The 26,168-nt window shown below is 64.2% G+C and carries 23 protein-coding genes; 10 read left to right on the top strand and 13 right to left on the bottom strand.

The window, feature by feature from the left end; genetic code table 11:
- Positions 1 to 27 precede the first annotated feature (27 nt).
- Both cimA and rarD read left to right on the top strand, forming a co-directional pair.
- The gene (gene cimA, locus WA950_RS17120) at positions 28 to 1,644 is read left to right on the top strand and encodes a citramalate synthase (protein WP_424552918.1); all 1,617 of its coding nucleotides are present in this window, start codon (positions 28 to 30) and stop codon (positions 1,642 to 1,644) included.
- A gap of 106 nt (positions 1,645 to 1,750) precedes the next feature.
- A complete protein-coding gene (gene rarD / locus WA950_RS17115) occupies positions 1,751 to 2,695 on the top strand; it encodes an EamA family transporter RarD (protein WP_424552917.1) in 945 nt (314 codons plus the stop codon).
- A gap of 56 nt (positions 2,696 to 2,751) precedes the next feature.
- Here the strand turns inward: rarD and WA950_RS17110 are convergent, their stop codons facing one another.
- Positions 2,752 to 3,372 (bottom strand): TIGR00730 family Rossman fold protein, encoded by a 621-nt coding sequence (locus WA950_RS17110; protein WP_424552916.1) that lies wholly within the window; start codon positions 3,370 to 3,372, stop codon positions 2,752 to 2,754.
- A 161-nt stretch (positions 3,373 to 3,533) separates the two neighbouring features.
- On the opposite strand from WA950_RS17110, the gene WA950_RS17105 reads away from it, so the two are divergent.
- Positions 3,534 to 5,798, top strand: coding sequence for a LysM peptidoglycan-binding domain-containing protein (locus tag WA950_RS17105; protein WP_424552915.1), 2,265 nt, complete (start codon positions 3,534 to 3,536; stop codon positions 5,796 to 5,798).
- Positions 5,799 to 5,985: 187 nt separating this feature from the next.
- Positions 5,986 to 7,875 (top strand): ABCB family ABC transporter ATP-binding protein/permease, encoded by a 1,890-nt coding sequence (locus WA950_RS17100; RefSeq protein ID WP_424552976.1) that lies wholly within the window; start codon positions 5,986 to 5,988, stop codon positions 7,873 to 7,875.
- Here the strand turns inward: WA950_RS17100 and WA950_RS17095 are convergent, their stop codons facing one another.
- A complete protein-coding gene (locus WA950_RS17095; RefSeq protein WP_424552914.1) occupies positions 7,876 to 8,295 on the bottom strand; it encodes a VOC family protein in 420 nt (139 codons plus the stop codon).
- Here WA950_RS17095 and WA950_RS17090 point away from each other — a divergent pair.
- The 5 genes from WA950_RS17090 (at position 8,252) to WA950_RS17070 (ending at position 13,512) form a co-directional block, all read left to right on the top strand.
- Positions 8,252 to 9,283, top strand: coding sequence for a phosphatidylserine decarboxylase (locus tag WA950_RS17090; protein WP_424552913.1), 1,032 nt, complete (start codon positions 8,252 to 8,254; stop codon positions 9,281 to 9,283). The genes WA950_RS17095 and WA950_RS17090 overlap by 44 nt on opposite strands.
- Before the next feature lie 85 nt (positions 9,284 to 9,368).
- On the top strand, positions 9,369 to 10,220 hold the full coding sequence (gene pssA / locus WA950_RS17085) for a CDP-diacylglycerol--serine O-phosphatidyltransferase (RefSeq protein ID WP_424552912.1): 852 nt from the start codon (positions 9,369 to 9,371) through the stop codon (positions 10,218 to 10,220).
- Positions 10,221 to 10,352: 132 nt separating this feature from the next.
- Positions 10,353 to 10,808 carry a MarR family winged helix-turn-helix transcriptional regulator gene (locus tag WA950_RS17080; RefSeq protein WP_424552911.1) on the top strand — a complete coding sequence of 152 codons (456 nt, stop codon included), beginning with the start codon at positions 10,353 to 10,355 and terminating at the stop codon, positions 10,806 to 10,808.
- Positions 10,809 to 10,897: 89 nt separating this feature from the next.
- Entirely contained in the window at positions 10,898 to 12,472 is a 1,575-nt protein-coding gene (locus WA950_RS17075; RefSeq protein WP_424552975.1) for an MFS transporter, read from the top strand.
- A gap of 5 nt (positions 12,473 to 12,477) precedes the next feature.
- Positions 12,478 to 13,512, top strand: coding sequence for an HlyD family secretion protein (locus WA950_RS17070; RefSeq protein ID WP_424552910.1), 1,035 nt, complete (start codon positions 12,478 to 12,480; stop codon positions 13,510 to 13,512).
- Positions 13,513 to 13,610: 98 nt separating this feature from the next.
- On the opposite strand, the gene WA950_RS17065 is transcribed toward WA950_RS17070, so the two are convergent.
- The 5 genes from WA950_RS17065 to alr all read right to left on the bottom strand — a co-directional run bounded on the left by WA950_RS17065 (position 13,611) and on the right by alr (position 19,573).
- On the bottom strand, positions 13,611 to 14,351 hold the full coding sequence (locus WA950_RS17065) for an SDR family NAD(P)-dependent oxidoreductase (protein ID WP_424552909.1): 741 nt from the start codon (positions 14,349 to 14,351) through the stop codon (positions 13,611 to 13,613).
- 11 nt (positions 14,352 to 14,362) lie between these two features.
- On the bottom strand, positions 14,363 to 15,856 hold the full coding sequence (gene purF, locus WA950_RS17060) for an amidophosphoribosyltransferase (protein ID WP_424552908.1): 1,494 nt from the start codon (positions 15,854 to 15,856) through the stop codon (positions 14,363 to 14,365).
- Positions 15,857 to 16,054: 198 nt separating this feature from the next.
- The gene (locus WA950_RS17055; RefSeq protein WP_424552907.1) at positions 16,055 to 16,666 is read right to left on the bottom strand and encodes a CvpA family protein; all 612 of its coding nucleotides are present in this window, start codon (positions 16,664 to 16,666) and stop codon (positions 16,055 to 16,057) included.
- Positions 16,667 to 16,900: 234 nt separating this feature from the next.
- Positions 16,901 to 18,304 (bottom strand): DNA repair protein RadA, encoded by a 1,404-nt coding sequence (gene radA / locus WA950_RS17050; protein ID WP_424552906.1) that lies wholly within the window; start codon positions 18,302 to 18,304, stop codon positions 16,901 to 16,903.
- Positions 18,305 to 18,406: 102 nt separating this feature from the next.
- Entirely contained in the window at positions 18,407 to 19,573 is a 1,167-nt protein-coding gene (alr, locus tag WA950_RS17045; RefSeq protein WP_424552905.1) for an alanine racemase, read from the bottom strand.
- Positions 19,574 to 19,676: 103 nt separating this feature from the next.
- Between alr and WA950_RS17040 the strand changes: the two genes are divergently transcribed.
- Complete coding sequence (locus WA950_RS17040; protein ID WP_424552904.1) at positions 19,677 to 20,279, top strand: hypothetical protein; 603 nt, start codon at positions 19,677 to 19,679, stop codon at positions 20,277 to 20,279.
- A gap of 33 nt (positions 20,280 to 20,312) precedes the next feature.
- Here WA950_RS17040 and WA950_RS17035 read toward each other — a convergent pair whose 3' ends face one another.
- The 6 genes from WA950_RS17035 to rpsF all read right to left on the bottom strand — a co-directional run bounded on the left by WA950_RS17035 (position 20,313) and on the right by rpsF (position 25,989).
- Positions 20,313 to 21,815, bottom strand: a complete 1,503-nt coding sequence (locus tag WA950_RS17035; RefSeq protein ID WP_424552903.1) for a replicative DNA helicase — start codon at positions 21,813 to 21,815, stop codon at positions 20,313 to 20,315.
- Positions 21,816 to 22,002: 187 nt separating this feature from the next.
- A complete protein-coding gene (locus WA950_RS17030; RefSeq protein WP_424552902.1) occupies positions 22,003 to 23,289 on the bottom strand; it encodes a class I SAM-dependent methyltransferase in 1,287 nt (428 codons plus the stop codon).
- A gap of 188 nt (positions 23,290 to 23,477) precedes the next feature.
- Positions 23,478 to 24,053, bottom strand: a complete 576-nt coding sequence (rplI, locus tag WA950_RS17025) for a 50S ribosomal protein L9 (RefSeq protein ID WP_424552901.1) — start codon at positions 24,051 to 24,053, stop codon at positions 23,478 to 23,480.
- Positions 24,054 to 24,074: 21 nt separating this feature from the next.
- Complete coding sequence (locus WA950_RS17020) at positions 24,075 to 25,049, bottom strand: DUF2232 domain-containing protein (protein ID WP_424552900.1); 975 nt, start codon at positions 25,047 to 25,049, stop codon at positions 24,075 to 24,077.
- 211 nt (positions 25,050 to 25,260) lie between these two features.
- A complete protein-coding gene (gene rpsR / locus WA950_RS17015; protein ID WP_069059269.1) occupies positions 25,261 to 25,509 on the bottom strand; it encodes a 30S ribosomal protein S18 in 249 nt (82 codons plus the stop codon).
- A 24-nt stretch (positions 25,510 to 25,533) separates the two neighbouring features.
- Entirely contained in the window at positions 25,534 to 25,989 is a 456-nt protein-coding gene (gene rpsF / locus WA950_RS17010; RefSeq protein WP_424552899.1) for a 30S ribosomal protein S6, read from the bottom strand.
- Positions 25,990 to 26,168 lie beyond the last annotated feature (179 nt).

Here is a 26,168-nt window from a genome sequence, read left to right as displayed (position 1 = left end):
CAAAATACCGTTCCCAGGAGGGAGCACATGCAAAAAGACCGTATCTACCTTTTCGACACCACCCTTCGCGACGGCCAGCAGACGCCCGGCATAGACTTTTCCGTTGAGGACAAGATTGCGATCGCCGGCATGCTGGACGAGTTCGGTCTGGACTATGTCGAAGGCGGCTATCCGGGCGCAAACCCGACGGACACGGCCTTCTTTGCGAAAAACCGCACCGGCCGCGCAAAATTCGTCGCATTCGGCATGACGAAGCGCGCCGGCATTTCCGCCTCCAACGATCCCGGCCTTGCGGCGCTCCTCGGCTCGAAGAGCGATGCGATCTGTCTCGTCGCCAAGAGCTGGGACTACCATGTGCGCGTGGCGCTCGGCTGTTCCAACGAGGAGAATCTCGAAAGCATCGCCGAATCCGTCAAGGCCGTGGTTGCCTCCGGTCGCGAGTCGATGATCGACTGTGAGCACTTCTTCGACGGCTACAAGGCGAACCCGACCTACGCGCTGGCCTGCGCCACGACCGCCTTTGCTTCCGGTGCGCGCTGGGTCGTGCTCTGCGACACCAATGGCGGCACGCAGCCATCCGAAATTCAGGCAATCGTGAAGGCGGTGATTGCGGCTGGGGTGCCCGGCGAAAACCTCGGCATCCACGCCCACAACGATACGGGACAGGCCGTCGCCAACTCGCTTGCCGCCGTCGATGCGGGTGTGCGCCAGATCCAGGGCACGCTGAACGGCATCGGCGAGCGTTGCGGCAATGCCAATCTGGTGACGCTCATCCCGACGCTGGCGCTCAAGGATGCGTACAATACGCGCCTGGAGATCGGCATCGACACGGAAAAGCTCACCGGCCTTACCAAGCTGGCGCACACGTTCGACGAATTGCTGAACCGCTCGCCGGACCAGCAGGCGCCCTATGTCGGCGCCTCCGCCTTTGCCACCAAGGCCGGCATCCACGCCTCCGCGCTCCTCAAGGACCCGCGCACCTATGAACACATCACGCCGGAAAGCGTCGGCAACCTGCGCAAGGTCATGGTGTCGGATCAGGGCGGCAAGGCGAATTTCATCAATGCGCTGAAACTGCGCGGCATCACGGTCGGCAAGGACGATCCCAAGCTCGACCGGCTCATCCAGATCGTCAAGGAGCGCGAAGCCACCGGCTATGCCTATGAGGGGGCGGATGCAAGCTTTGCGCTTCTGGCCTACCGCACGCTCGGCACAGTGCCGGATTTCTTCCATGTCGAGAGCTTCCGCGTGATGGTCGAGCGTCGCTACGACGCCAACGGCCAGCTCAAGACGGTCTCGGAAGCGGTCGTGCGGGTCGTCGTCGATGGCGAGGTGATGATGTCGGTTGCCGAAGGCCATGGTCCCGTCAACGCGCTCGACCTCGCGCTGAGAAAGGACCTCGGCAAGTATCAGGCCGAGATCGCGGATCTGGAGCTGGCGGACTACAAGGTGCGTATCCTCAATGGCGGCACGGAAGCCATCACCCGGGTATTGATCGAATCGACCGATGCCTCCGGCGCGCGCTGGTGGACCGTCGGTGTCTCCGACAACATCATCGATGCCTCGTTCCAGGCGCTGATGGATTCGATCGTCTACAAGCTCCTGAAGAACCGCGGCGAGGCGGGACGGGTGGCGGCGGAGTAGCCAGGATCAACGCCGCTCAACCATTCCTTCACCGGAATGAATTGGTGCATTCATCATCGTTGGGGTATCCCGACGGCAATCCGATAAATTGACGGGAAATGACACCATGGCCGACGCGAATTCCTCCAGCGGCCCGCAATCCGGCGATTCGCCACGCGGCTTCGCCTTTGCCCTGACGGCCTATGTGCTCTGGGGCTTCCTGCCCTTCTTCATGAAGGCCGTGGCCCATATCCCGGCGTCGGAAGTGGTGGCGCATCGCATCATCTGGTCGGTGCCGCTTGCCGGCCTCGTGCTCGTCTGGCTCGGCCGCACGGCCGATATCAAGGCGGCGCTGCGCTCGCCCCGCATGCTCGCCATGGCGACGCTGACGGCGGTGCTGATCACCATCAACTGGGGCATCTATGTCTGGGCGATCGGTGCGGGCAGGGCGATCGAGACCGCGCTCGGCTATTATATCAATCCGCTCTTCTCGATTTTCCTCGGCGCTGTCCTCTTGAAGGAGAAGCTCGGCAGGGCGCAGATTGTGGCGATCGCGCTGGCTGCCTGCGCGGTGGCGATCCTCGCCTTCGATGCGGGCGGACTGCCCTGGGTATCGATCAGCCTCTGCCTGTCCTGGGGGTTCTACGCCTTCTTCCGCAAGACGCTGCCGATCGGGCCGAACCAGGGGTTCTTCCTTGAAGTGCTGCTGCTCAGCATTCCGGCGCTCGGCTATGTCATCTGGCTGGAATCGACCGGGCAGGGCCATTTCGGCGATACGGGCATGGCCGACATGCTGTGGCTGCTGGCCTGCGGCATCGTCACCGCCGTGCCGCTGATGATCTACGCCAACGGTGCGAAGCTGCTGCGCCTGTCCACCATCGGCATCATGCAGTATATCGCGCCGACCATGATCTTCTTCATCGCCATTTTCATCTTCGGCGAGCCCTTCGGCACGATGAAGCTCATCGCCTTCGCCTTCATCTGGGCCGCGCTCATCCTCTATACCGGTTCGATGTTCCACACGGCGCGGGCAAATCGTGCCTCCGCCGCAGAGCTGAAGGTGGCAGAGTAGCCATACAAAAAAGCCGGAGGCATGCCTCCGGCTTCAGCAATTCCTGCCCGCTCCTCTCAGAGCCGCGCGATGATGTCCGCTTCGCCCTCGCGGTCGACCTGACCGGCCCAATGTTCGAGAAGCGCCGGCACGATGTCCTCCGGCTCGTCGATGACGAGCGGCTGGACGAGATGGGCGGTGTGGATGAAGCCTTCGTCGGCCATGTGGCGGATGAGTTTCAGCATCGGATCCCAGAAGCCGCCGATATTGGCGAAGACCATCGGCTTGCGATGACGGCCGAGCTGCGCCCAGGTCATCACCTCGACGATCTCCTCCAGCGTGCCGATGCCGCCCGGCAGCGCCACGAAGGCGTCGGCACGGTCGAACATCTTGTGCTTCCGTTCGTGCATGTCGGGCGTGATGATCAGCTCGCTGAGCTGGCCGAGCGAATGACGCGTGGCCTCCATATCGACGAGGAATTGCGGTATAATGCCGGTGACGCGGCCGCCATGCGAGAGTACGCCGCTGGCGACAGCTCCCATGATGCCTTTCGTGCCACCGCCATAGACGAGGCGCAGATGGCCTTCGGCCATCGTCTTGCCCAGCACCCGCCCGGCGTTGATATAGGCAGAATCACGACCCGGCTGGGAGCCGCAGTAGACGCAGACGGATCGAATCGGTTGGGTTTGTTCGCTCATCCGGTGATTCAGACACCCCGACTGGCGACCCGTCAAGGATAATGACGGAAAAGCAAGGGGGCGAAGGCCCGGAATCTCCCCTGAACCTTGTGCAAGGCACCGGGACTCGCTAGCAATTTGGGCAGGGGACTCCCCGGGAAACCGGGACAGAGAGAGAGTTGATGATGAAGAACAAGACCGGCCTCGTGACATTGATCGTCCTGGCGGCTGCCACGCTGCTCATGGTTTTCTTCGTGCTGCCCAATATTAACAAGGACAAGCCGGCGGAAACCTCCGTGGCGACGCCCGCCGAAACACCGGTCGAGGGCGGCGGCGAGACGGCGACGGCGGACGGCAAACAGGCCCGTGCCACCACGGATGGAGCGGCTGCGGAGGGCGAGACGCCCGCTGCCGGCGAGGCTGCCCCGGTCGGGACGCAAACGCAGGAAACCGCCAAGGCAGACGCAACGCCGGTCGATACGGCCGCCGCCTTGGTCATGCCTTCCTTCGATCTGCTGCGTGTCGAGCCGGACGGCTCCACGGTGATCGCCGGTCGCGGTCAGCCGAGCAGCAAGCTGGAAATCAAGAGCGGCGAGACTGTCGTCGCGACCGTCGATGTCGGTCCGGAGGGCGATTTTGCCGCCGTCCTCGACCAGCCGCTGGCCGCCGGCGACCATCAGCTCACCCTCAGCGCGAAGGACGACAAGGGCGTCTCGAAGACCTCGGAAGAGGTGGCGACCGTTTCCGTGCCGAAGGACGGCAAAGGCGAGCTGCTCGCCATGGTTTCGAAGCCGGGCGAGGCGAGCCGTCTGATCACGGTGCCGGACGCGGCAGGCAAGGCAGCAGGTGAGGTGCTGGAGACAGCGCAGAAGGCCGCCGATCAGGCCGCGGGCGAAACCGCAGTCGTGGAAGGCGAGGCGAAGTCGGATGCCGCAACGACGACCGGCGGCGAGGTTGCCGGGACGCAGACCGCGGCAGTCGACAGCACGCCGGCCACCAGCGAGACGACTGCAGCCGACGCGACCGCCACGGCCACCAAGGCCCCGGTGCGCGTCTCCGCCGTCGAACTGGAGGGCGAGCGCATGTTCATCGCCGGCACGGCCACGCCCGGCGCGCTGGTGCGCATCTATGCAGACGACAAGCTTGTCGGCGAAGCCAAGGCGGACGAGCAGGGCCGCTATGTGGCTGACGGCAAGATCGACCTTTCGGTCGGCCGGCACACTATTCGCGCCGATGTGATGAGCGCGGATGGCGGCAAGGTCGATTTCCGTGCTTCCGTGCCGTTCGACCGGCCGGAAGGCGAACAGGTTGCCGTGGTGGCGCAGGACAATGCCACGACCGATGCCGGCCCGGCTCTCGGCCTCATCGGCGGCGGCACCTTCGACAAGCTGCGTGGCGACGCCGACAAGGCCCTTGCGCTGCTGAAGGGGCTCTATGCGAACGGCGCACTGCCGTCCGCCGAAGAGCTTGCCGCGGCCCGCTCCGCCACTGAAATCGCGCTGAAGTCGCTGGCCGAGTTCCGGCCGGGTATCGAAGAGGGCGAGGCTGCCCGCGAGATGGCGGCCAAGGCGTCCGCTGCCTCCGCTGCGGCGCTTGCCCGCATCCATGCCCTGCCGACCGACGCCGCCGCCGTGGGCGAAGCGCTCGGTTCCATCGAGACGGCCGTTGCCGATGCATTGGCGCCGGCCATCGAAAAGGCGCAGGGCGCCGCAACCGGCGTCACGGTCGCAGCCGACAATTCGATCGAGGCGATGGCCGGTCAGGCAACCGCCTTGCAGCAACAGTTCGTGTCGCTGTTCTCCGACGGACGCAATGCAACGTCGGCGGAAATCCAGACCACACGCACTGCGCTGGAGGGCGCGCTGAAGGCCATCGGCGGCTTCGCGTCACCGGAAGGTACAGCGGCGGACGTCGCGGCGGCCATTGCAAAGCTCAAGGGCTGGGCCTCTACGGCGCTCGATCGTCTTGCGGCTGTCCCGGCAGGCGCAGGCAAGGAAGCCTACCAGCAGGCGCTCGTTGCCCTTGAAGGCATGCCCTCGCTCACCGCCGCCGCCAATGCGGTGGCGACCGCCACCGAAGGCACACCGTCGTCGACATCATCCGCCGCTACGGAAACCGGTACGGCGGCCGCAACCGCTGGCGAAAGCGGCACTGCGGCTGCGGGCAGCGAACAGGCCGTGGCCGAAGAGCCGGAAACGGTCGAGCAGGCTCCGCTCCAGGCAAGCAAGACTTCGGTCATCATCCGCCGCGGCGATACGCTGTGGCAGATCTCCCGCCGCATTTACGGCAAGGGCGTGCGCTACACGACGATCTACCTCGCCAACGAAGCGCAGATCAACGATCCGGATCGCATCATCCCCGGCCAGGTCTTCGGCGTGCCGGACAAGGCGATGGAGAGCGATGCGGAGGCGGAGGAAATGCACCGCAAGCACGTGCGCGGCAATTGATCGCTGTTATTTCCTGCGGGCCGTTGTGAAACGGCCTGCAAGGGCCTATCTCCAGGATGCGGCGCCCCACCGGGCGCCGTATTTTCATTCGAGCGGTTCCCGGGAAAACACGAGACGGTTTCCGTGCGAACCAGCGTGAAAACGATATAGCAGACCGGACGGTGGTTCGGTGGAGGCCAGCGTGGCAATGACGACCAAGAAGACGGTTTCGGCCGATGATAGCAATCTCCTCCACACGCTGGTGAACCTCTGGCCCTATATGTGGCCGGCCGACCGTCCGGACCTGAAGATGCGTGTTGTCTGGGCGACGGTCTTCCTGCTCGCCGCCAAGGTCGTGCTGCTGCTCGTTCCCTACTTCTTCAAGTGGGCGACCGATGCGCTGAACGGCAAGCCGGATACTGTCAGCCTGCTGCCGAGCTTCCTCATCGGCGCCGTCATGCTGGTACTTGCCTACAATGGCGCGCGCATCCTGCAGGCCGGGCTCAATCAGCTGCGTGACGCGCTCTTTGCCAGCGTCGGGCAATATGCGGTGCGCCAGCTCGCCTACCGTACCTTCGTGCACCTGCACCGCCTTTCGCTGCGCTTCCATCTGGAGCGGCGCACCGGCGGGCTTTCGCGCGTTATCGAGCGCGGCACCAAGGGCATCGAGACGATCGTGCGCTTCACGATCCTCAACAGCGTGCCGACCCTCATCGAATTCCTGATGACCGCCGCCATCTTCTGGTGGGGCTACGGGCTGCAATATCTGCTCGTCACCGCCGTCACGGTCTGGCTCTATATCTGGTTCACCGTTCGGGCGAGCGACTGGCGCATCTCCATCCGCCGCTCGATGAACGACAGCGATACCGAGGCGAACACCAAGGCGATCGATTCGCTCCTGAATTTCGAGACGGTGAAATATTTCGGTAACGAGGACATGGAAGCCCGGCGCTTCGACCAGTCCATGGAGCGCTACGAGAAGTCGGCGACCCAGGTCTGGACCTCGCTCGGCTGGCTGAACTTCGGTCAGGCGCTGATCTTCGGCGTCGGCATGGCGATCATGATGGCCATGTCCGCACTCGCCGTCCAGCGCGGCGAGCAGACGGTCGGCGACTTCGTCTTCATCAATGCAATGCTGATCCAGCTCGCCATCCCGCTTAACTTCATCGGCTTCGTCTATCGCGAAATCCGCCAGGGCCTGACGGATATCGAGCAGATGTTCGATCTTCTCGAGGTCGAGCAGGAGGTGCAGGACAAGCCGGGTGCGGTGGCGCTTGCCGTGTCCAGCGGCGCGATCTCCTTCAAGGACGTGCATTTCTCCTACGATCCGGCGCGGCCGATCCTCAAGGGCATTTCCTTCGAGGTGCCGGCGGGCAAGACCGTGGCGGTCGTCGGTCCCTCCGGCGCGGGCAAGTCCACCCTCTCGCGGCTGCTCTACCGATTCTACGACGTACAGGAGGGGGCGATCACCATCGACGGGCAGGATGTGCGTGACGTGACGCAGAAGAGCCTTCGCTCGGCGCTCGGCATGGTGCCGCAGGATACCGTCCTCTTCAACGACACGATTGCCTACAACATCCGTTACGGCCGGCCCGGTGCAAGCGACGAGGAGGTGACGGCCGCGGCCGAAGCCGCCCAGATCGGTCCCTTCATCCGCCACCTGCCGGAAGGCTTCAAGGCGATGGTGGGCGAGCGCGGCCTGAAACTGTCCGGCGGCGAGAAGCAGCGTGTCGCGATTGCCCGCACGATCCTGAAGAGCCCGCCGATCCTCATCCTCGACGAGGCGACCTCGGCGCTCGACACCCGCACCGAACAGGAAATCCAGGCGGCGCTCGACGTGGTCTCGAAGAACCGCACCACGCTGGTCATTGCCCATCGCCTCTCCACCGTCATCTCCGCGGACGAGATCATCGTGCTCAAGGACGGCGTGATCGCCGAGCGTGGCACCCATGGCGAGCTGATGCAGCGCGACGACGGTCTCTATGCCTCGATGTGGAACCGCCAGCGCGAGGCCGTACAGGCCGAGGAGCGGCTGAAGCAGGTGCGCGAGAGCGACGAACTCGGCATCATCGTGCGCGGTGCTCCGGCGGGGGAATGATCAGTCGCCGGGGCTGGCAAAGAGGATCAGGTTGCCGTCCGGATCGAGCAGGATGAAGTTGCGCGCGCCCCAGGGCCGGGTCGTCAGAGGCAGGTGGAACGGTACGCCCGCCGCCTGGTAGTCGAGAAAAAGCTCTTTGAGTGCGGCCGCGCTGTCGAGGGTGATCGAGGCCGACAGCAATTCTTCGCGCCGGCGAATGCTTCCGACGAAGACGGGCTCGTGCACGAGCCGCAGGCAGAGCCGTGCTCGGTCACGCACCACGACGCCGTAGAACGGCGGATCGCCATAAGTGAAGTCGGGCGCAAAGCCGAGCTTTTCGGTGAAAAAGGCGAGCGAGGCGGAAAAGTCGGTCACGTAAAGCACCGGTTCCGCGCCGGTGAGGACGGGCTTCTCGCTGGTCTTTTCGGTCGAGTTGCTCACGGCTGAGGCTCCAAATCCGAGCGCAGCTACGGGTGCTCATCGACGGTGGGCATTACCCTTCGGTCTCGCCGATGCGCGCTACAGTAGCGCCGGAAGAGTGCCTTTGTTGGTCGGGACCTGTCAATATCGCGTGATCGCCAGGCATCGAGGTCTTGGCGGGCCTGCTGAAACAGCCGGCGAACCGGGGGCAAAGGCCGGTGTCGGCTGGGGGCTATTCGCCGCGCTGCATTGCTCCCGTTCGTTTTTCACGCTAGGTCGATGGCGTGAAACAGTCAGGAGATGTCGGAAGATGAGTTTGGTCGATACGATACGCAGCACCCTGGTGCCGATTCATCGGGAGGGCTGGAAGTTCGTGGCCGTCTTCTTCGTGGTGTCGCTGCTTCTTGGCCTCCTGTGGGAGCCACTGATGTGGATCGGCTTCATCCTGACGGCCTGGTGCGCCTATTTCTTCCGTGATCCCGAGCGCCTGACGCCGCAGGACGACGACCTCGTCATCAGCCCGGCCGATGGCCGCGTCTCGGCCATCGCCATGGTGACGCCGCCGGCCGAACTGGAACTCGGCGACCAGCCGATGCTGCGCATCTCGGTCTTCATGAACGTCTTCAATTGCCACGTGAACCGCGCGCCGATGCGTGGCCGCGTTTCGCGCGTCGCCTATCGCGCGGGTAAATTCCTCAATGCCGACCTCGACAAGGCGAGCCAGGAGAACGAGCGCAACGGCCTGGTCATCGAGAGCGTGCATGGTCCGATCGGCGTCGTGCAGATCGCCGGCCTCGTCGCCCGCCGCATCCTGTGCTGGACCTCGATGAACGACAATCTGGAAACGGGCGAACGCTTCGGCCTCATTCGTTTCGGTTCGCGCCTCGACGTCTTCCTGCCGGAAGGCGTGCAGCCGCGCGTCAGTCTCGGCCAGACGGCGATTGCCGGCGAGACGGTGCTGGCGGAATTCGGCTCGGCCAAGGGCCCGGTCATCAGCCGCCGGGGCTGATCGCCCGCGCGAGCGAGCATTTGCCGTGCCGGCTTTTCGAGCCCTCTAGCGGCTGTCACAGACGAGAGAGAACAAAGCGAAAGAAATGGACACACCGTTTCCCCCCTATGAGCCGAATGGCCCGAACGACGAGGCGCGCGGCCCGCGCCTGCGGGAAATTCCGCTGCGCATCGTCATCCCGAATGTCATTACGGTTCTCGCCATCTGTGCGGGCCTCACGGGCATAAGGCTCGCCTTCGAGAACCGTTATGAACTTGCCGTCGGCATGGTGTTGCTGGCCGCCTTCCTCGATGGCATCGACGGGCGCGTCGCCCGTCTCCTGAAGGCAACCTCGAAATTCGGCGGGCAGATGGATTCGCTCGCCGATATAGTCAATTTCGGCGTGGCGCCGGCTCTCGTGCTCTACGTCTTCATCCTCGACCAGGCGCGTTCCTTCGGCTGGATCGCGGCGCTGATCTACGCGATTGCCGCCGGCCTGCGCCTTGCCCGGTTCAACGTCATGGCCGAGCGCGAGACCAAGGCGACGTGGCAGTCGGAATATTTCGTCGGCGTGCCGGCGCCGGCCGGGGCCATGCTTGTCCTGCTGCCGGTCTATCTTGGCTTCCTGGGTGTCGCGCCGAGCCCGCTCTTCGGCTATCTGGCCTCGGGCTATACGGTGCTGATCGGTTTCCTGCTGGTAAGTCGTCTGCCGGTCTGGTCCGGCAAGTCCGAGGGAAGCCGCATCCGCCGCGATCTCGTTCTCCCCGCGATCCTGCTCGTGGTCATCTATGTCGCGACGCTGATGAGCTTTACCTGGGAAACCATGGTGGTGACGGTGGTCGCCTATCTGGCGACCCTGCCGTTCGGCGCGCGCTCCTGGAAGCGCAAGTATGGCGGCTGGACCGCCCCGACGACGCATGGCGCGAGCGAGTTTCCCGAAGAGACTGACGGGCAATAGCGCTAGCATCACATCCGCGTGAGCTTCATCGAAGCCCCGTCCACCCAGCGTGGGCGGGGCTTGATTTTTTAGTGCCGGTCGACTAACTAGCGAGCAAATAGATAGCAAGCTAATAGTGTACGGACGAGCAAGATGAGTACCACCGATCCGCGCGAGCGCCTTCTCGACGATCTTTCCCGCGTGCAACGCAAGATGCGCGCCTTGTTCGACGCCCGGGTGAAGGAGAGGGGACTGACGCTGCCGCGCGCCCGCGCGCTCCTCATTCTGGGGCGTGGAGCGCAACTCAACCAGCGCGAACTCGCCGACGAACTCGATATCGAGACGCCAACGCTCGTGCGCCTGCTCGACGGCATGGAGAAGCAGGGCTTCATCCAGCGCCAGTCCGTGGAAGGCGATCGCCGCGCCAAGAAGATCGTCATGACGACCTATGGCGCGAAGGTCGCGGAAGAGGTTCTGGACCTCGCACGATCGCTGCGCGCCGACGTGCTGAAGAGCATTTCGGCCGGCGAGATGTCGACGACGGTCAAGGTCTTCGCCGCCATGTCGGAAAATATCGCCAATAGCTGTCGGGAGAGCGTCGACGCATGAGCGCTGCTTCCGATGCGCGCGGAACGGAGGACGACCTAGCCGAACCATCGCAGGCGGAGCCGGCAGCGCCGCCGCCGGCTCCGCCTGCGATGGCACCAGGCCGCGCCGCCGCCTATATGGCGGCCTCCACCCTGCTTGCCATGACGCAGGGTTTCGGCATGAACCTCGTCGCGGCCAACATTCCGCAGCTTCAGGGCCCGTTCGGCGCCACGAGCAGCGAAGCGGTGTGGCTGATGGCGGCCTATATGGCGCCGAACGCTTCGCTGTCGCTCGCGCTGATCAAGATCCGCAACCAGTATGGCCTGCGCCCCTTCGCCGAACTCGGCATTGCGGTCTTCCTGCTCGTGTCGGTCGGGCACATCTTCATCACAGATCTTCATTCGGCGATCGTGCTGCGCTTCTTCGCGGGGATTGCCGCAGCGCCGCTCTCCTCGCTCGGCTTCCTTTACATGCTGGAAGCCTTCTCGCCGGCGCGCAAGCTGACGGTCGGCATCTCGCTTGCGCTTACCAATATCGGCCTTGCGGCTCCGCTGACGCGCCTCGTTTCGCCGGGGCTCATCGACCTCGGCGGGGTGAGGGCGCTGCTTCATCTCGAATTGGCGCTGTCCATGCTTTCCTTCGCGGCGATCTATCTTTTGCCGCTGGCGCCGCCGCCGCGGGCGAAGGTCATCGAGAAGCTCGATATCGTCAGCTATCTCTTCATCGCCATCGGCTTCGGCGCCGGCGCGGTCATCCTCGTCACCGGCCGGTCCTATTGGTGGATGGAAGCCCGGTGGATCGGCGAATTGCTGGTGGTCATGATCGGTGCGCTGACCATTGCCGCGGTGCTGGAACTCAACCGTGAAAAGCCGCTTATCGACCTGCGCTGGCTCGTCAGCCGCGAGATGCTGCATTTTGCCGGCGTGCTGGTCCTGTTCCGCCTGCTGCTGGCGGAGCAGACGGCGGTTGCGGGAAATTTCTTCCAGATCATGGGGCTACAGAACGACCAGCTGACGGGGCTCTACGGCATCGTCGCGCTCGCAACATTGGCGGGCGGGCTGCTCTGTGCGGTGATCATGAAGCCCAGCCGGGAGCCCGGCATCCACATGGTGGCGCTGATGCTGGTTGCTGCCGGTGCATGGCTGGACAGCCGGGCGAGCAACCTGACGCGGCCCGAACAGATGTATTTCAGCCAGGCGATGATCGCCGCCGGGGGAAGCCTCTTCCTGCCGCCCGCCATCGCCTCCGGCTTCACCATGGCGCTGCGCAAGGGGCCGCAATATATCCTCAGCTTCATCGTGGTGTTCCTGGTGACGCAGAGCCTCGGCGGGCTGGCGGGTTCCGCGCTTTTCGGCTCGGTCATCACGCTGCGCGAAAAATTCCACTCGAACATCCTTGCCCAGTCGCTGACCCTGACCGATCCGCTGGTCGCCGCCCGCGTCTCGCAGCTTTCCGCCGCCTATGGCCATACGATCACCGATCCGGCCCTGCTGAAGGCGGAGGGCGTCGTGCTGCTCGGCCAGCAGGTGACGCGCGAGGCGAACGTGCTGGCGCACAACGACGCGTTCTTCCTCATTGCCGTTCTGGCGCTCGCGGCCGCGGCGATGCTCGCCATCCACATGCTCTACATTCGTATCAGAGAGGCCCGCGCCCGCTCCGGCGAGCAGGCGGCCGTTGAAGGTTGACCGAAATGAAGAAATATATCCGCAACACCGCCACCAGCCTCGCCGTCGTCGTCGGCATCGCCGGCATCGGCGCGGTGCTCTATGCCTGGCAGCTGCCGCCCTTTGCGAGCGACATCCAGACGACGGACAATGCCTATGTGCGCGGTTACGTGACCCTGATCAGCCCGCAGCTGGCCGGTTACGTCACTGATGTTCCGGTGATGGACTACGAGACCGTCGAAGCCGGCCAGGTGCTCGCCCGTCTCGATGATCGCATCTACCGCCAGAAGGTCGAGCAGGCCAATGCCACGCTCGCCAGCCAGAAGGCCGCGCTCGCCAATTCGGTGCAGCAGGAAAATGCCGCCAAGGCACGCATCGGCGCGAGCGACGCCGCACTTTCCAGCGCCAGGGCGGCCGAGCGCCGGGCGCAGGAGAGCTGGAATCGCGTCGAAGAGCTGTCCGACAAGGGCATCGCCACCCAGAGCGATCGCGAACAGAGCCGCAGCACGCTCGACCAGGCGGAAGCGGCGGTCTCGCAGGCGCTGGCCAACCTTGAAGTGTCGAGACAGGACCACCAGACGATCATCGTCAGCCGCGATTCCCTGCGCGCGGCGGTGGCGGGTGCCGAGGCGTCGGTGGAGCTTGCGAAGATCGACCTTTCCAACACCGTCATCACCGCCCCGCGCGACGGCGTCGTGGGTGAGGTGGGCGTGAAACTCGGCCAGTATGTCGCCGCCGGCACGCAGCTCATGGCCGTGGTTCCGCACGAAACCTGGGTGATCGCCAATTTCAAGGAAACGCAGCTCGCCTATATCAAGCCCGGCCAGAAGGTCGAAGTGACGGTCGACGCCTTCAAGCACGCGACGCTGAAAGGCCATGTCGAGCGGTTCTCGCCAGCCGCCGGCTCCGAATTCAGCGTGATCAGGCCGGACAACGCCACCGGCAATTTCACCAAGGTCGCCCAGCGCATCCCCGTGCGCATTGCCATCGACGACGGGCAGGACCTTGCAAAAAATCTCGCCCCCGGACTTTCGGTGGTGGTGACGACAGTAGGGGAGTAGTGGAATTGCCCGTCAGGGAAGGGTGGATGGTCGGGCGAACCCGACCATGACGGGGAGTGGGTGGCGGACGTCGCCACGCAAGGCGGAAACCTGCCGCATCAATCCGGCAGGCGGTAATCCAGGAGGCGGCCCTTGCGCATGTCGAACAGCTTGCCGGTCTCGGCAAAATCCGGTGCGACGAGCGACAGGACGGTCTTTGCCACTTCCAGCGGATGCTGGATGGTCGAGGGGTCTTCGCCCGGAATGGCCTGCGCGCGCATGGCAGTACGTGTGGCGCCGGGATCGAGCGAGGTGATGCGCAGCGCAGTGCGCTGCGTTTCGCCGGCCCAGGTGCGGGCAAGCGCCTCGACGGCGGCCTTGGAGGCCGAGTAGGGCCCCCAGAAGGGCTTGCACTTGTGCGCGGCGCTGGAGGACAGGATGACGGCGCGGCCGGCATCGGACTTCAGCAGCAGCGGTTCGACCGAGCGGATGAGGCGCCATGTCGCTGTGACGTTGATAGCCATGACCCGTTCAAAGACCTTCGCCTCGACATGGCCGATCGGCGAGATCGTGCCGAGGATGCCCGCATTGGCGACGAGGATGTCGAGCTTGCCCCAACGCTCGAAGATCGAGCCGCCGAGCTTGTCGATCGCTGCCATGTCGGAAAGGTCGAAGGGCACCAGCGTCGCGGTGCCGCCAACTTCCTTGATCGCATCGTCGAGCTCCTCAAGACCTCCGACGGTGCGGGCGCAGGCGACGACATGCGCGCCGGCTTTCGCAAGTTCGAGGGCAGTGAAATAGCCGATCCCGCGCGACGCGCCGGTGACCAGCGCGATGCGGTCTTTCAGGTCGATGCTCATGCTGCTGTCATTTATCCGTTGCTTGCCATTACCGAGACCTTCCGTCCCATCGTCTCGCCTTCCTTGTCAAGGAGGCGCGTCGGATAGTCGCCGGTGAAGTAATGGTCGGTGAACTGCGGACGGGCCGGGTTGCGGTCCTCGCCGCCGACAGCGCGGTAGAGGCCGTCGATGGAAAGGAACTCCAGCGAATCCGCGCCGATATACGCCGCCATCGCCTTGACATCGTTGTACTGGTTGGCGAGCAGCTTGTCCCGGTCAGGCGTGTCGATGCCGTAGAAGTCCGGGTAGAAGATCATCGGGCTGGCAACGCGGATATGCACTTCCCTGGCGCCTGCATCGCGGATCATCTGCACGATCTTCAGCGACGTTGTGCCGCGCACGATCGAATCATCCACGAGGATCACGCGCTTGCCGTCGATCATCGCGCGGTTGGCCGAATGCTTCAGTTTGACGCCGAAGGCGCGGATCTGCTGCGTCGGCTCGATGAAGGTGCGGCCGACATAGTGGTTGCGGATGATGCCGTATTCGAACGGAATGCCGCTCTGCTGCGCATAGCCGAGGGCAGCGGGCGTGCCGCCGTCCGGAACCGGCACGACGACGTCGCCCTCGACCGGATGCTCCTTGGCAAGGTTCATGCCCATGTTCTTGCGCGCGACATAGACGCTGCGGCCGCCGACCACCGAATCGGGACGGGCGAAGTAGACATATTCGAACAGGCAGAGACGCTCCGGCAGCGGATTGCCGGACTTGCGCGATTCCGTGGTGATCGAGCCGTCCGGCTGGATTTCACAGATGACGACCTCACCATTCTCGACGTCGCGGATGAACTTCGCACCGATGATGTCGAGGGCGCAGGTTTCCGAGCAGAATATCGGCTTGCCGTCGAGTTCACCCATGACGAGCGGACGGATGCCGGTGGGGTCGCGGGCGGCGATCAGCTTGGTGCGGGTGATGCCGACCATCGAATAGCCGCCCTCCATCTGGCGGATGGCGTCGATGAAGCGGTCGGTGGTGTTGGTGTAGCGCGAACGGGCGATGAGGTGCAGCACGACTTCCGTATCGGAGGTCGACTGACAGATCGCACCGCCGGCAATGAGCTGGCGGCGAAGCGTCAGGCCGTTGGTGAAGTTGCCGTTATGGGCGACGGCGATGCCGCCGACTTCCAGCTCGGCAAAGAGCGGCTGTACATTGCGCAGCGCCACTTCCCCGGTGGTGGAGTAGCGGGTATGGCCGATCGCCATGTCGCCGGGCAGCTTGGCCAGCGTCGCCGGGTTCGTGTAGTGGTCGCCGACAAGGCCCATGTGCTTTTCGGTATGGAACTGCTTGCCGTCGAAGCAGACGATACCCGCCGCTTCCTGGCCGCGATGCTGAAGCGCATGCAGGCCAAGCGCCGTCAGCGTGGCGGCTTCCGGATGGCCGAGGATGCCGAAGACCCCGCACTCTTCGTGAAGCGTGTCGCCGTCGAGATCGTCGTCGTGGCGAACGGGAAACTGGAAGTCGCTCATTGCTGCAAGCCTTTGCTCGGGACCGTAGGAGGTTGCACGGGGTCTTGGGTTTGTTGCCGTCGGCCACGCCCATATGGGAATTGCCGAAAGCATTTGCCACCGAAGCCCGGAAGCGTCAGTGGCGATTGTCTTATCCTACCAAAAAAACGAGGAGCCTGCCTTGGTCAAATCCTGGCCGCGGCGGCTCCCCTGATCAATTCATCCGTTCGTGGCCGGAATCTCTTCTGCGGGCGTTTCGCTCGCACCGCCCGAGGCGGCGTCCGGATCTTCCGTCGAGGCGCCTTCGCCTTCGGCCGGCTTGCCACGCAGGCGATCGAGGATCGTCGCATCGGCGTCTTCCGGCAGCAACGCCACCAGGCGCGAGCCTAGATTGTCGAGGAGGGGCTTCGATTTTGCGGTGGTGACCCAGCCCGGCTGCTGCTGCGGTGCGACGAGCCAGTTGAAGAACAGCATGGCGACGACGACGAGCAGGATGCCGCGCGCGGCGCCGAACAGGAAGCCGAGCGTCCGGTCGAGGGCGCCGATGCGGCTGTCGATGATGAAATCCGCCATGCGCATGGTGATGAAGGAGATCACGATGAGCGCGACGAGGAAGACGGCGGCGGCCGAGCCGACCATCGCGACCGTGTCGCTGGTGGTGTAGTCCTTCGCATAGGGGACAAGCACCGGATAGAGGAAGTAGGCGGCTGCGGCGGCACCCACCCAGCTTGCGACGGAAAGCACTTCGCGCGAGAAACCGCGCACCATCGCCAGCACGGCCGAGAACAGCGCGACGCCGATGACGATACCGTCGAGAATTGTGATGGGCATGTTCGTCCTACTCCAAACCCGAAATGTCGTCGGCCCCACGTCCCGGTGTGGGGCGCACACTACAGCATCGTGCGTCATTCATGAGGCGCAAAGAACGCTGTAGCAACAGAAAGCTGCTGCTTGATCTTGTCCTGGACCGATTCCGATCCAGGGAATTATGCATTAGCGAAAGACGTCCTCGCCGTCCCGGTTCGACACATGTTTCCCACAGGGCTTTGCCGTTTGCCGGAGGCATCAGACGTCCTCGTCCTCCCGCTTCAGGGCGCTTTTCGATCCGGCAATGCGCGCCACCAGATCCGGCAGGCTTTCGATCTCGCTCAGGCGGCTGCCATTGCCCTTGGGCAGATCGGCGGAACCGGCGGGCAATACGGCCTGCGAAAAACCCAGTTTTTCCGCCTCCTTGAGGCGCTGGGCGGTGTGCGCCACCGGGCGAATGGCGCCCGACAGGCTGACTTCGCCGAAATAGACGCAATCGGCCGGAAGGGCAAGACCGGCGAGCGATGAAACGAGTGCGGAGGCGACGGCAAGGTCAGCCGCCGGTTCCGAGATGCGGTAGCCGCCCGCCACATTGAGATAGACGTCGTGCTGGCCGAGCCGCACGCCGCAATGGGCCTCCAGCACAGCGAGGATCATCGAGAGCCGGGCCGAATCCCAGCCGATCACCGCACGGCGCGGCGTGCCGAGTGAGGTGGGGGCGACGAGCGCCTGCACTTCGACCAGCACCGGCCGCGTGCCTTCCATGCCGGCAAAGACGGCAGCGCCGGGCGCTTTCGCGTTGCGCTCGCCGAGGAAGAGTTCGGACGGGTTGGAGACCTCCCGCAGCCCCTTGTCGGACATTTCGAAGACGCCGATCTCGTCGGTCGGACCGAAGCGGTTTTTGACGGTGCGCAGGATGCGGTAGTGGTGACCGCGATCGCCCTCGAAATAGAGCACGGCGTCCACCATGTGCTCGACGACGCGGGGGCCGGCGATCTGGCCCTCCTTGGTGACATGGCCGACGAGCACCATTGCGGCGCCCGTCTGCTTGGCGAAGCGGATCATCGCCTGCACGCCGGTGCGCACCTGCGTGACCGTGCCGGGCGCTGCATCCGCCGTATCGCTCCACAGGGTCTGGATCGAATCGATGATCACCAGGTCCGGGCGCTTGCCTTCGCCGATGGTGGCCAGAATGTCCTCGACATTGGTTTCGGCGGCGAGCAGCACGTCGGTCTCGGCGGCATGCAGGCGCTGCGCGCGCAGGCGTACCTGCGCCACCGCTTCCTCGCCCGAGACGTAGATGATGCGATGGCCCCGGCGGGAGAGGGCGGCGGCGGCCTGCATCAGGAGCGTCGACTTGCCGATGCCCGGATCCCCGCCGATCAGCACGGCCGAGCCGCGCACGAAGCCGCCGCCGGTCGCCCGGTCGAGTTCATCGATGCCGGTATGGATGCGCGGTGCTTCCTCGATCTCGCCCGACAGCGCGGTCAGCGCGACCGGACGGCCCTTCTTCGGCACCTTGCCCGGACCCGAGCCGATGCCGCCCATCGGATCTTCCTCGACGACGGTGTTCCATTCGCCGCAACCTTCGCACTTGCCGACCCAGCGAGAATGCGCGGTGCCACAGTTCTGGCAGATGAATTGGGTGCGGGCTTTTGCCATTGGGTCTCGCTTTCCGGGACGCTTGTCTAATGTTGCAATCCCGGGCGGAAAACCGCTTCAGGAATCGATCCTGAAGGCACTAGCACAAAACGGGAACGTGTCCTATTTTTTCACGGCCTCGTAACGCCGCTCGTACCGGTGGCCGAGGCTGGTCAGAAGCTCGTAGTCGATCGTGCCGCCGGCGCGCGCGACATCGTCGATCGGCATGTTGCGGCCGAAGAGCTCGATGAAGTCGCCGGCGCGCACGCTGCCGGGCGGCAGGTCCGTGACGTCGAAATGGGAGAGGTCCATGGTGACGCGGCCGATGAGCGGCACGGTGCGGCCGTGCAGCACGGCATTCGCGCCCGCAATGCCGGCCGCGCGCAGCGGCACACCGGCACCCGAAAGGCCACGCATGTAGCCGTCCGCATAGCCGATGGCGGCGACGGCGATGCGGGTGTCGCGGGCAAGGACCGTGGCGCCGTAGCTGACGCTCTCGCCGGCTTTCGCCTCGCGCACCTGAAGTATGCGCGCCTCGGCGGTAACGACCGGCTTCATCGGGTTGGGTTGGCTGCTGACTGAGCGGCCGCCATAGAGCGCGATGCCGGGGCGGGTGAGGGTGAAGTGATATTCCTCGCCGAGAAAGATGCCGGCCGAATTTGCAAGCGTCGCGTCGATATCGTCGAAAGCCTGCACGACGCTGCGGAAGCGCTGGAGCTGCTTGCGGTTGAGCGGGTTGGCGGGATCGTCGGCGCAGGCAAGATGGCTGAGCAGCATGATGGGCGAGAAGCTGGCGGGCCGCGCGGTATCATTGGCCAGCGCCAGAGCATCCTCGACCCGCAGCCCCAGCCGGCTCATGCCGGTATCGACGTGCAGCACGCAGGGCAGGTCGCCGCCGTCCGAAACGGCCGTCATGAAGACGACGAGCTGTTCCTCCGAGACGATGACCGGCACGAGGTCGAACTCGAAAAACAGTCGCTCCGAGCCGGCCCACATGCCGGAAAGCACGAAGATGCGGGCGTCCGGCAGGATGGCGCGCAGCGCTGCGCCCTCGGCCGGCGTGGCGATGAAGAAATCGCGCGCGCCCGCCTGATAGAAGGTCCGGGCGGCCGGCTCGAGCCCGATGCCGTAAGCGTCCGCCTTCAACACCGCCGCCGTGCGGGCGGCGCCGGAGCGCCGGGCCATGGCGCGCCAGTTGTCGGCAAGCGCCGAAAGATCGATCGTCAGCCGGGCATGATCCTCACCGGCGACGGGAAGGGCAGGGCGTGTATGCGTGTGGTGCTGGCTCATGGCTTTGAATACAGCCTGTGGACCATGGCGGCAATATGCCCTCCGGCTGCATTGCCGCCGGGAAAGGCCGCCCCTATGGTGCGCCGAAAAAAAGGGGAATGCCATGGCGCACGGGATAGCAACGAGCATCGGAGCGATGGCGATCGTATGTGCCTGTCACGCGAGCGCTGCCGCAACGGACGTGCCGACGGATGGTGAAATGCGGGAGGCGCATGCCGTTCTGCTGGGGCTTGCGCAGGACGGGGCGGAGCCGGAGCGGGCGAAGAGCGCGGACATCTACTATTCCATCGTCGACAACCCCAACGCGCCGCGGCTGGTGACGCGGCTGGAGGTTTCCGGCGCGCCGTGCCGCGCCCGCACGATCTCCTCCCTGCAGTTTCCGGGGAAGTGGGCGACGCTGACCCTCGGCCTCATCGATCTCGGCCGCGTCACTTCCGTCACCGCCTATGGCTCCGTCGATGACATGATCGCCGAAACCGATCCTGTCTCTATCGATGCGCCGGAGGCGGAGCAGGTCGTCCTGACGGGCGAGGGGCTCTTCTGTTCGAGCCGGCTGTCGCTTGAAGGCGTCGGCGCGTCCTCGGAGGAAGACTGTCCCGACCGGCTCGATCTGCCGATGATGGACCCGGAGCAGAAGTCGCGCGCGCGGCGCGCGCTCTCCATCATTGCCGGTTTCTGCAAGGCCCCGGCCTTCCAGAAGAAGTAGGGGCGGCCGGCCCCGACGGGGCCGGCTTTCGCCTCAGTGTTCGTACTGGGTGAAGGACGGATCCGCCAGATCGGTAAAGCGGGTGTATTCCGACTGGAAGGCGAGCTTTACCGTGCCAGTCGGTCCGTGACGCTGCTTGGCGATGATGACGTCCGCGGTGCCCTTCACGGCTTCGAACTTCATCTTCCACTCTTCGTATTTCGGATCGAACTCGTCGCGCGGCTCGAGGTTCTTCACGTAGTATTCCTCGCGGAACACGAAGAGCACCACGTCGGCGTCCTGCTCGATCGAGCCCGATTCGCGAAGGTCGGAGAGCTGCGGACGCTTGTCTTCGCGGCTTTCCACCTGACGGGAGAGCTGGGAGAGCGCGATGATCGGCACGTTCAGTTCCTTGCCGAGCGCTTTCAGGCCCGTGGTGATCTGGGTGATTTCCTGTACGCGGTTGTCGCTCGATTTTCCCGAGCCGGTCATGAGCTGGATATAGTCCACCACGAGGCAATCGAGGCCGCGCTGGCGCTTGAGGCGGCGCGCACGCGCGGAAAGCTGGGCGATCGAGATACCACCGGTCTGGTCGATAAAGAGCGGCACCTTCTGCATCATCTGGCTGCAGGCGACGAGCTTTTCGAAGTCGGCCTCGGAAATGTCACCGCGGCGAATTTTCGAGGAGGAGACCTCGGTCTGCTCGGAAATGATACGGGTGGCCAGCTGCTCGGAGGACATTTCGAGCGAGTAGAAGCCGACGACGCCGCCGTTCCTGGCCTTGTACGAGCCGTCCGCCTGGATCTCCGGCTCGTAGGAGGCGGCGATGTTGTAGGCGATGTTGGTGGCCAGCGAGGTCTTGCCCATGCCGGGACGCCCGGCGAGCACGATCAAGTCCGAGCGCTGGAGACCGCCCATGCGGCCATCGAGCGAATGAATGCCGGTCGAAATGCCCGAGAGGCTGCCGTCGCGCTCGAAGGCCTGGCCGGCCATGTCGATGGCCAGCGCTACCGCGTCGTTGAAGGCCTGGAAACCGCCGTCGTAGCGCCCGGTCTCGGCCAGTTCGAAGAGGCGACGTTCCGCATCCTCGATCTGGTTTTGCGGCGGCATGTCCAGCGGCGCGTCATAGGCGATATTGACCATGTCCTCGCCGATGGTGATCAGCGAGCGGCGCAGCGCCAGGTCGTAGATTGCGCGGCCATAGTCTTCCGCGTTGATGATCGTCACGGCCTCCGACGCAAGGCGCGCCAGATATTGCGGCATTGTCAGGTCGCCGATCTTGCCGTCGAACTGCTGGAGATGGCTCTTCAGCGTGATCGTGGTGGCGACCTTGCCCATGCGGATCGTGTCGCCGGCAAGTTCGTAGATCTTGCGGTGCAGCGGCTCGTGGAAGTGAATGGGCTTCAGGAAGTCCGATACGCGGTAATAGGCGTCGTTGTTGACCAGGATCGCGCCCAGCAGCGCCTGTTCTGCCTCGACGTTGTTCGGCGCCTCGCGGTGATGCGTTTCCGTCGTGTCGCGACCCGGATGGTTCAGTTTGCGCACGGCATCGTTCATCGTCCCGAATCTCCCGTCCCTGTTTCTTGAAGCCCGGTGGTTTGGGTTCTTTGGAGCGTAGGGTCAAGGCCTTCCGACTCGCCCCGTCCATTAGACCCGATCTTAGACTTTTCCACAGGCGGCGGGAACACAGCAAGCCCAGATTGCAACGGGCTCGCCGTCTTTCGGTTGACTTGCCGGGCGAATCTCAGAGCGAGGTCGCCTGCGGGTACTGGCGTGCGCCGCGCCGGTCGCCCTTCGGGTTTGCCTCATGGCCGCGCAGGCAATCCTCGCCGCGTCCGATATACTCGCGGGTCAGCGGCACGGCCTGCTGATCGTGGGAAAGCTGGAGCTGGAAGACGACAAGGTTCTGCCAGCGGAAGGCGCTTTCCGACGCGGCAAGATAGAACTCCCAGATCCGGCAGAATTTTTCGTCATAGAGCGCCTTGGCCTCCTCGCGTCTGGCCATGAAGCGCTCCCGCCAGTGGCGCAGCGTCTCGGCGTAGTGCAGGCGCAGGATTTCCACATCCGTCACTGCAAGGCCGCTCTTTTCCACCGCCTGCATCACCTCGGAAAGGGCAGGGATGTAGCCGCCCGGGAAGATGTATTTCTCGATGAACGGATTGTTGGCGGAGGGCTGGTCCGTGCGGCCGATCGTATGCAGCAGCATGACGCCGTCGCGCTCGAGGAGGGCGGCGCTCTTCCTGAAGAAGGTAAGGTAGTTCGGCCGGCCGACATGTTCGAACATGCCGACGGAGACAATGCGGTCGAAGGGGCCTTGGGTGTTACGGTAGTCCTCCAGCAGGAACGTCACCTCGTCCGACAGCCCGGCCTCGGCCGCGCGTTTCACGGAAAGCGCATGCTGCTCGTTGGAAAGCGTGACCCCTGTCACCTTGGCGCCGAGCTGGCGCGCAAGATAGAGCGCCATGCCGCCCCAGCCGCTGCCGATATCGAGAACGCGCTGGCCGGGCCGATTGATGTTGAGCTTGGCGGCGATGTGACGCCGCTTGGCGAGTTGCGCGTCGTCGAGGGATTGACCCGGCCGCTCGAAATAGGCGCACGAATATTGCCGGTCCTGATCCAGGAACAGATCGTAGAATGCGCCGGTCAGATCGTAGTGGTGCTGCACGTTCCGGCGCGAGCGCACGATGCTGTTCTTCTCGCGTGCCCAGCGGAAGAGATAGCGCAGCCGTTCGAGAAGGCGGTTCCAGCCGGTGTCGTAGTAGTTGAAATCTGGATTGCCGGTGAAGATGGTCTTCAGCAGGCCGTATATGTCGCCTTCGACGATGTCGATCTGCCCGGTGCCATAGTGGTGGCCGAGATAGTAGGCGGGATCGACGGCAAGGCCCCAGAGGGCTTTCCTGGTGTTGATGCGCATGTGGACGGGATTGCCGGTACCGTCGCCGAAGACCTGGTTGCTGCCGTCCGGATAGGTGATTTTCAGATTTCCGGTCTCGACGAGGCGGGAAACGAGAGCCTGAACAATGAACTTCATTCGCTAAAACTCCGTCGCGCTTAAAGCCTGGCGGAACGGGTCTCGGTCGGAAACCGGCCTGGGAAGCGGCCCGACCGCCAATCCAGTTTAACGAAGTATAAATATCGATGAAAAACGCGGGATTTCAAGCGGTGCTTTTTAGCCCCCGCAAAAGAAACGGGCCGGCAGAGCCGGCCCGTCGCTTGGTATCAGGCGTCGTCTTCTACGCCATCGGCGTCCGGATCGAAGAAATCTTCCGGCTTCAGGGCGTCTTCGTCAACGCCGTAGATGGCGTCGGCCGAGGTCAGGCTCTCGCCCTTCGACTGGCGTTCGGCTTCATCGGTCGAACGGGCAACGTTGACTTCGATGGTGATCTCGACTTCGGCGTGCAGGTGCAGAACGACCTTGTGCAGGCCGATTGCCTTGATCGGCGTGTTGAGCTCGACCTGGTTGCGGCCGACGTTGAAGCCTTCGGCAGCCAGCGTCTCGAGGATGTCACGGGCAGCGACCGAACCGTAGAGCTGGCCGGTTTCGCCAGCGGAGCGGACGATGATGAAGGACTTGCCGTCGAGCTTGTCGGCAACAGCCTGGGCTTCCGACTTGCGCTCGAGGTTACGGGCTTCGAGCGTCGAACGCTCGGCTTCAAAGCGCTTCTTGTTGGCTTCGTTGGCGCGCAGCGCCTTGCCGAGCGGCAGAAGGTAGTTACGGGCAAAGCCGTCGCGAACCTTTACGGTTTCGCCCATCTGGCCAAGCTTGGCGATGCGTTCGAGGAGAATGACGTCCATTTTAGAGTTCCTTTCTTACGTTCAGATATTCTGGTTTTTCTTCTCTGCCGGGCCGGAGGGTGTCAGCGCGATGGTGCGCCGCGTGTCCATCAGGCCGAGGACGAGGATGACGAAGATCGGTATCGTGAAGAGCAATACCGAGACATAGGCGAACCACAGGGCAAAGGGCCGCCAAGGCTTGCCCCGCGTCCTGAAATGCAGGCTCGCGAAGCCGGCAAGCACGAACCCGGCCCCGAAGGTGCCGCAGACGAGCGCGCCGATGATCGCCGGAACGCCGCCCAGGAAGGCGAGAACGAGGCCGGCGAGGAAGAAAAAGATCGCATTGCGGTGCATGCGCAGTGTCGAGGGCATATCCTCGCGCGGGCGCAGGCCGCGGCCGGAAAGGCGCACGATGAAGCTGGCGATATAGTAGGCCGCAAACAGGAGGAAGACCCAGAGCGCGCCCTGGACCAGCGGCAGGGCAAGCGCGAAGACGGACTTCAGCTGTGCGACGGCGGCCGCATCCGGATTGTAGAGCGGCTCCTGCGCCTTCAGCGTCTCGATGACGATGTCAACGAGCTTGCCAGCCATGGCGCTGTCATAGCCGACGATCGCGCCGACGGCGATCATGCCCAGCGTCACCATGACGGCGAGATGGGCGAGAATATTAGACAGCGGATACCAGGCGAGTGCGTCGTCGGGGCCGCCGAGTTCGGAGGCGGGGCGGGCGAGGTTGGCGAGGTTGCTCAGCCAGCCGGCCGGGATCAGCGTGATGATGACGATCAGTGCGGCGAAATGTGAGGAGACGAGGGCCGAAGCGGTCACGCCGCCCGCGAGGACGGCGATGAAGGCGCTCGCATTGCCCCAGCCGAGGCCGGCGATCAGAATGGGAAGGGCGGACGCGGCGTAGAGCACGATGGCCAGCGACGACTGTGCGTTCGCGCTCAGCGAAAGCAGAGCGGCGGTCACACCGGCAATCAGTCCGGTCGCAATAGAGGTCGGCGTCAGGTTCTTCACGTTTCGCTGTCCTGTCCGGTCAGACAGTTAGAGGAGTTTCCTGACAAACTGATTCAGGATCGTCTCCCCAACATGGGTTTTGGCCTTGTAAAAAGCCGGCGGCTCCGATCCGCGCCCAACGCGGAAGGGAAAGGGGAAGGCGGCGTGTGCCGTCTTCCCCGCAGTCAAGCTTGGCGGTCTGAACGTCGAGTCAGGCCGTCAGGTCACGTCATTACGCTACGACGTAGGGCAGCAGGCCGAGGAAGCGGGCGCGCTTGATCGCCTTGGCGAGTTCGCGCTGCTTCTTCTGGGAAACGGCCGTGATGCGGGACGGAACGATCTTGCCGCGCTCGGAGATGTAACGCGACAGAAGACGGACGTCCTTGTAGTCGATCTTCGGAGCGTTTGCGCCCGAGAAGGGGCAGGTCTTGCGGCGGCGGTGGAACGGACGGCGTGCCGGAGCGGAGGAAGTATCAGCCATTGTCTTAGTCTCCTTCTGCTTCGATTACGCGCGGTCTTCGCGGGCCGGACGGTCGCCACGCGGCGGGCGGTCGCCGAAGTCGCGGCGCGGGCCACGATCGCCGAAGTCACGGCGCGGGCCGCGGTCGTCGCCATCGCGGCGCGGACGGTCGTCGCGGTCGCGCTTCTGCATCATCGCGGACGGGCCTTCTTCGTGGGCTTCGACGGCGACGGTCATGTAACGAAGGATGTCTTCGTTGATGCGCATCTGGCGTTCCATCTCGTGGATGGCGGCGCCCGAGGCTTCGATGTCCATCAGCGCGTAATGCGCCTTGCGGTTCTTCTTGATGCGGTAGGTCAGGGACTTGAGGCCCCAGTTTTCGACCCGGCCGACAGTGCCGCCGTGAGCTTCGATCACACCCTTGTACTGTTCGACGAGAGCGTCGAGCTGCTGGGCGGACACGTCCTGGCGGGCCAGGAATACATGTTCGTAAAGAGCCATGTGGCTTTGCCTTTCTTGCGTTTACACCCGAAACCGGCGCCAAGCCTCAACGACAGTTCTCAAGGGCCGGAGCCCGAAGCAAGAAAAGCGTTAATCCAGACGGTCGAGAGCGGAGACACGGGAGGCTGGAACCCTTGGCTCCAAACGGCAAATCGCAAGGATCGCCGGCCCTCCGTTCA

Source organism: Shinella sp. (assembly GCF_049651085.1).
Taxonomy (GTDB): Bacteria; Pseudomonadota; Alphaproteobacteria; order Rhizobiales; family Rhizobiaceae; genus Shinella.
Note: the sequence above shows the minus strand (reverse complement) of the source record. Positions and strands in the feature narration are given on the sequence as shown.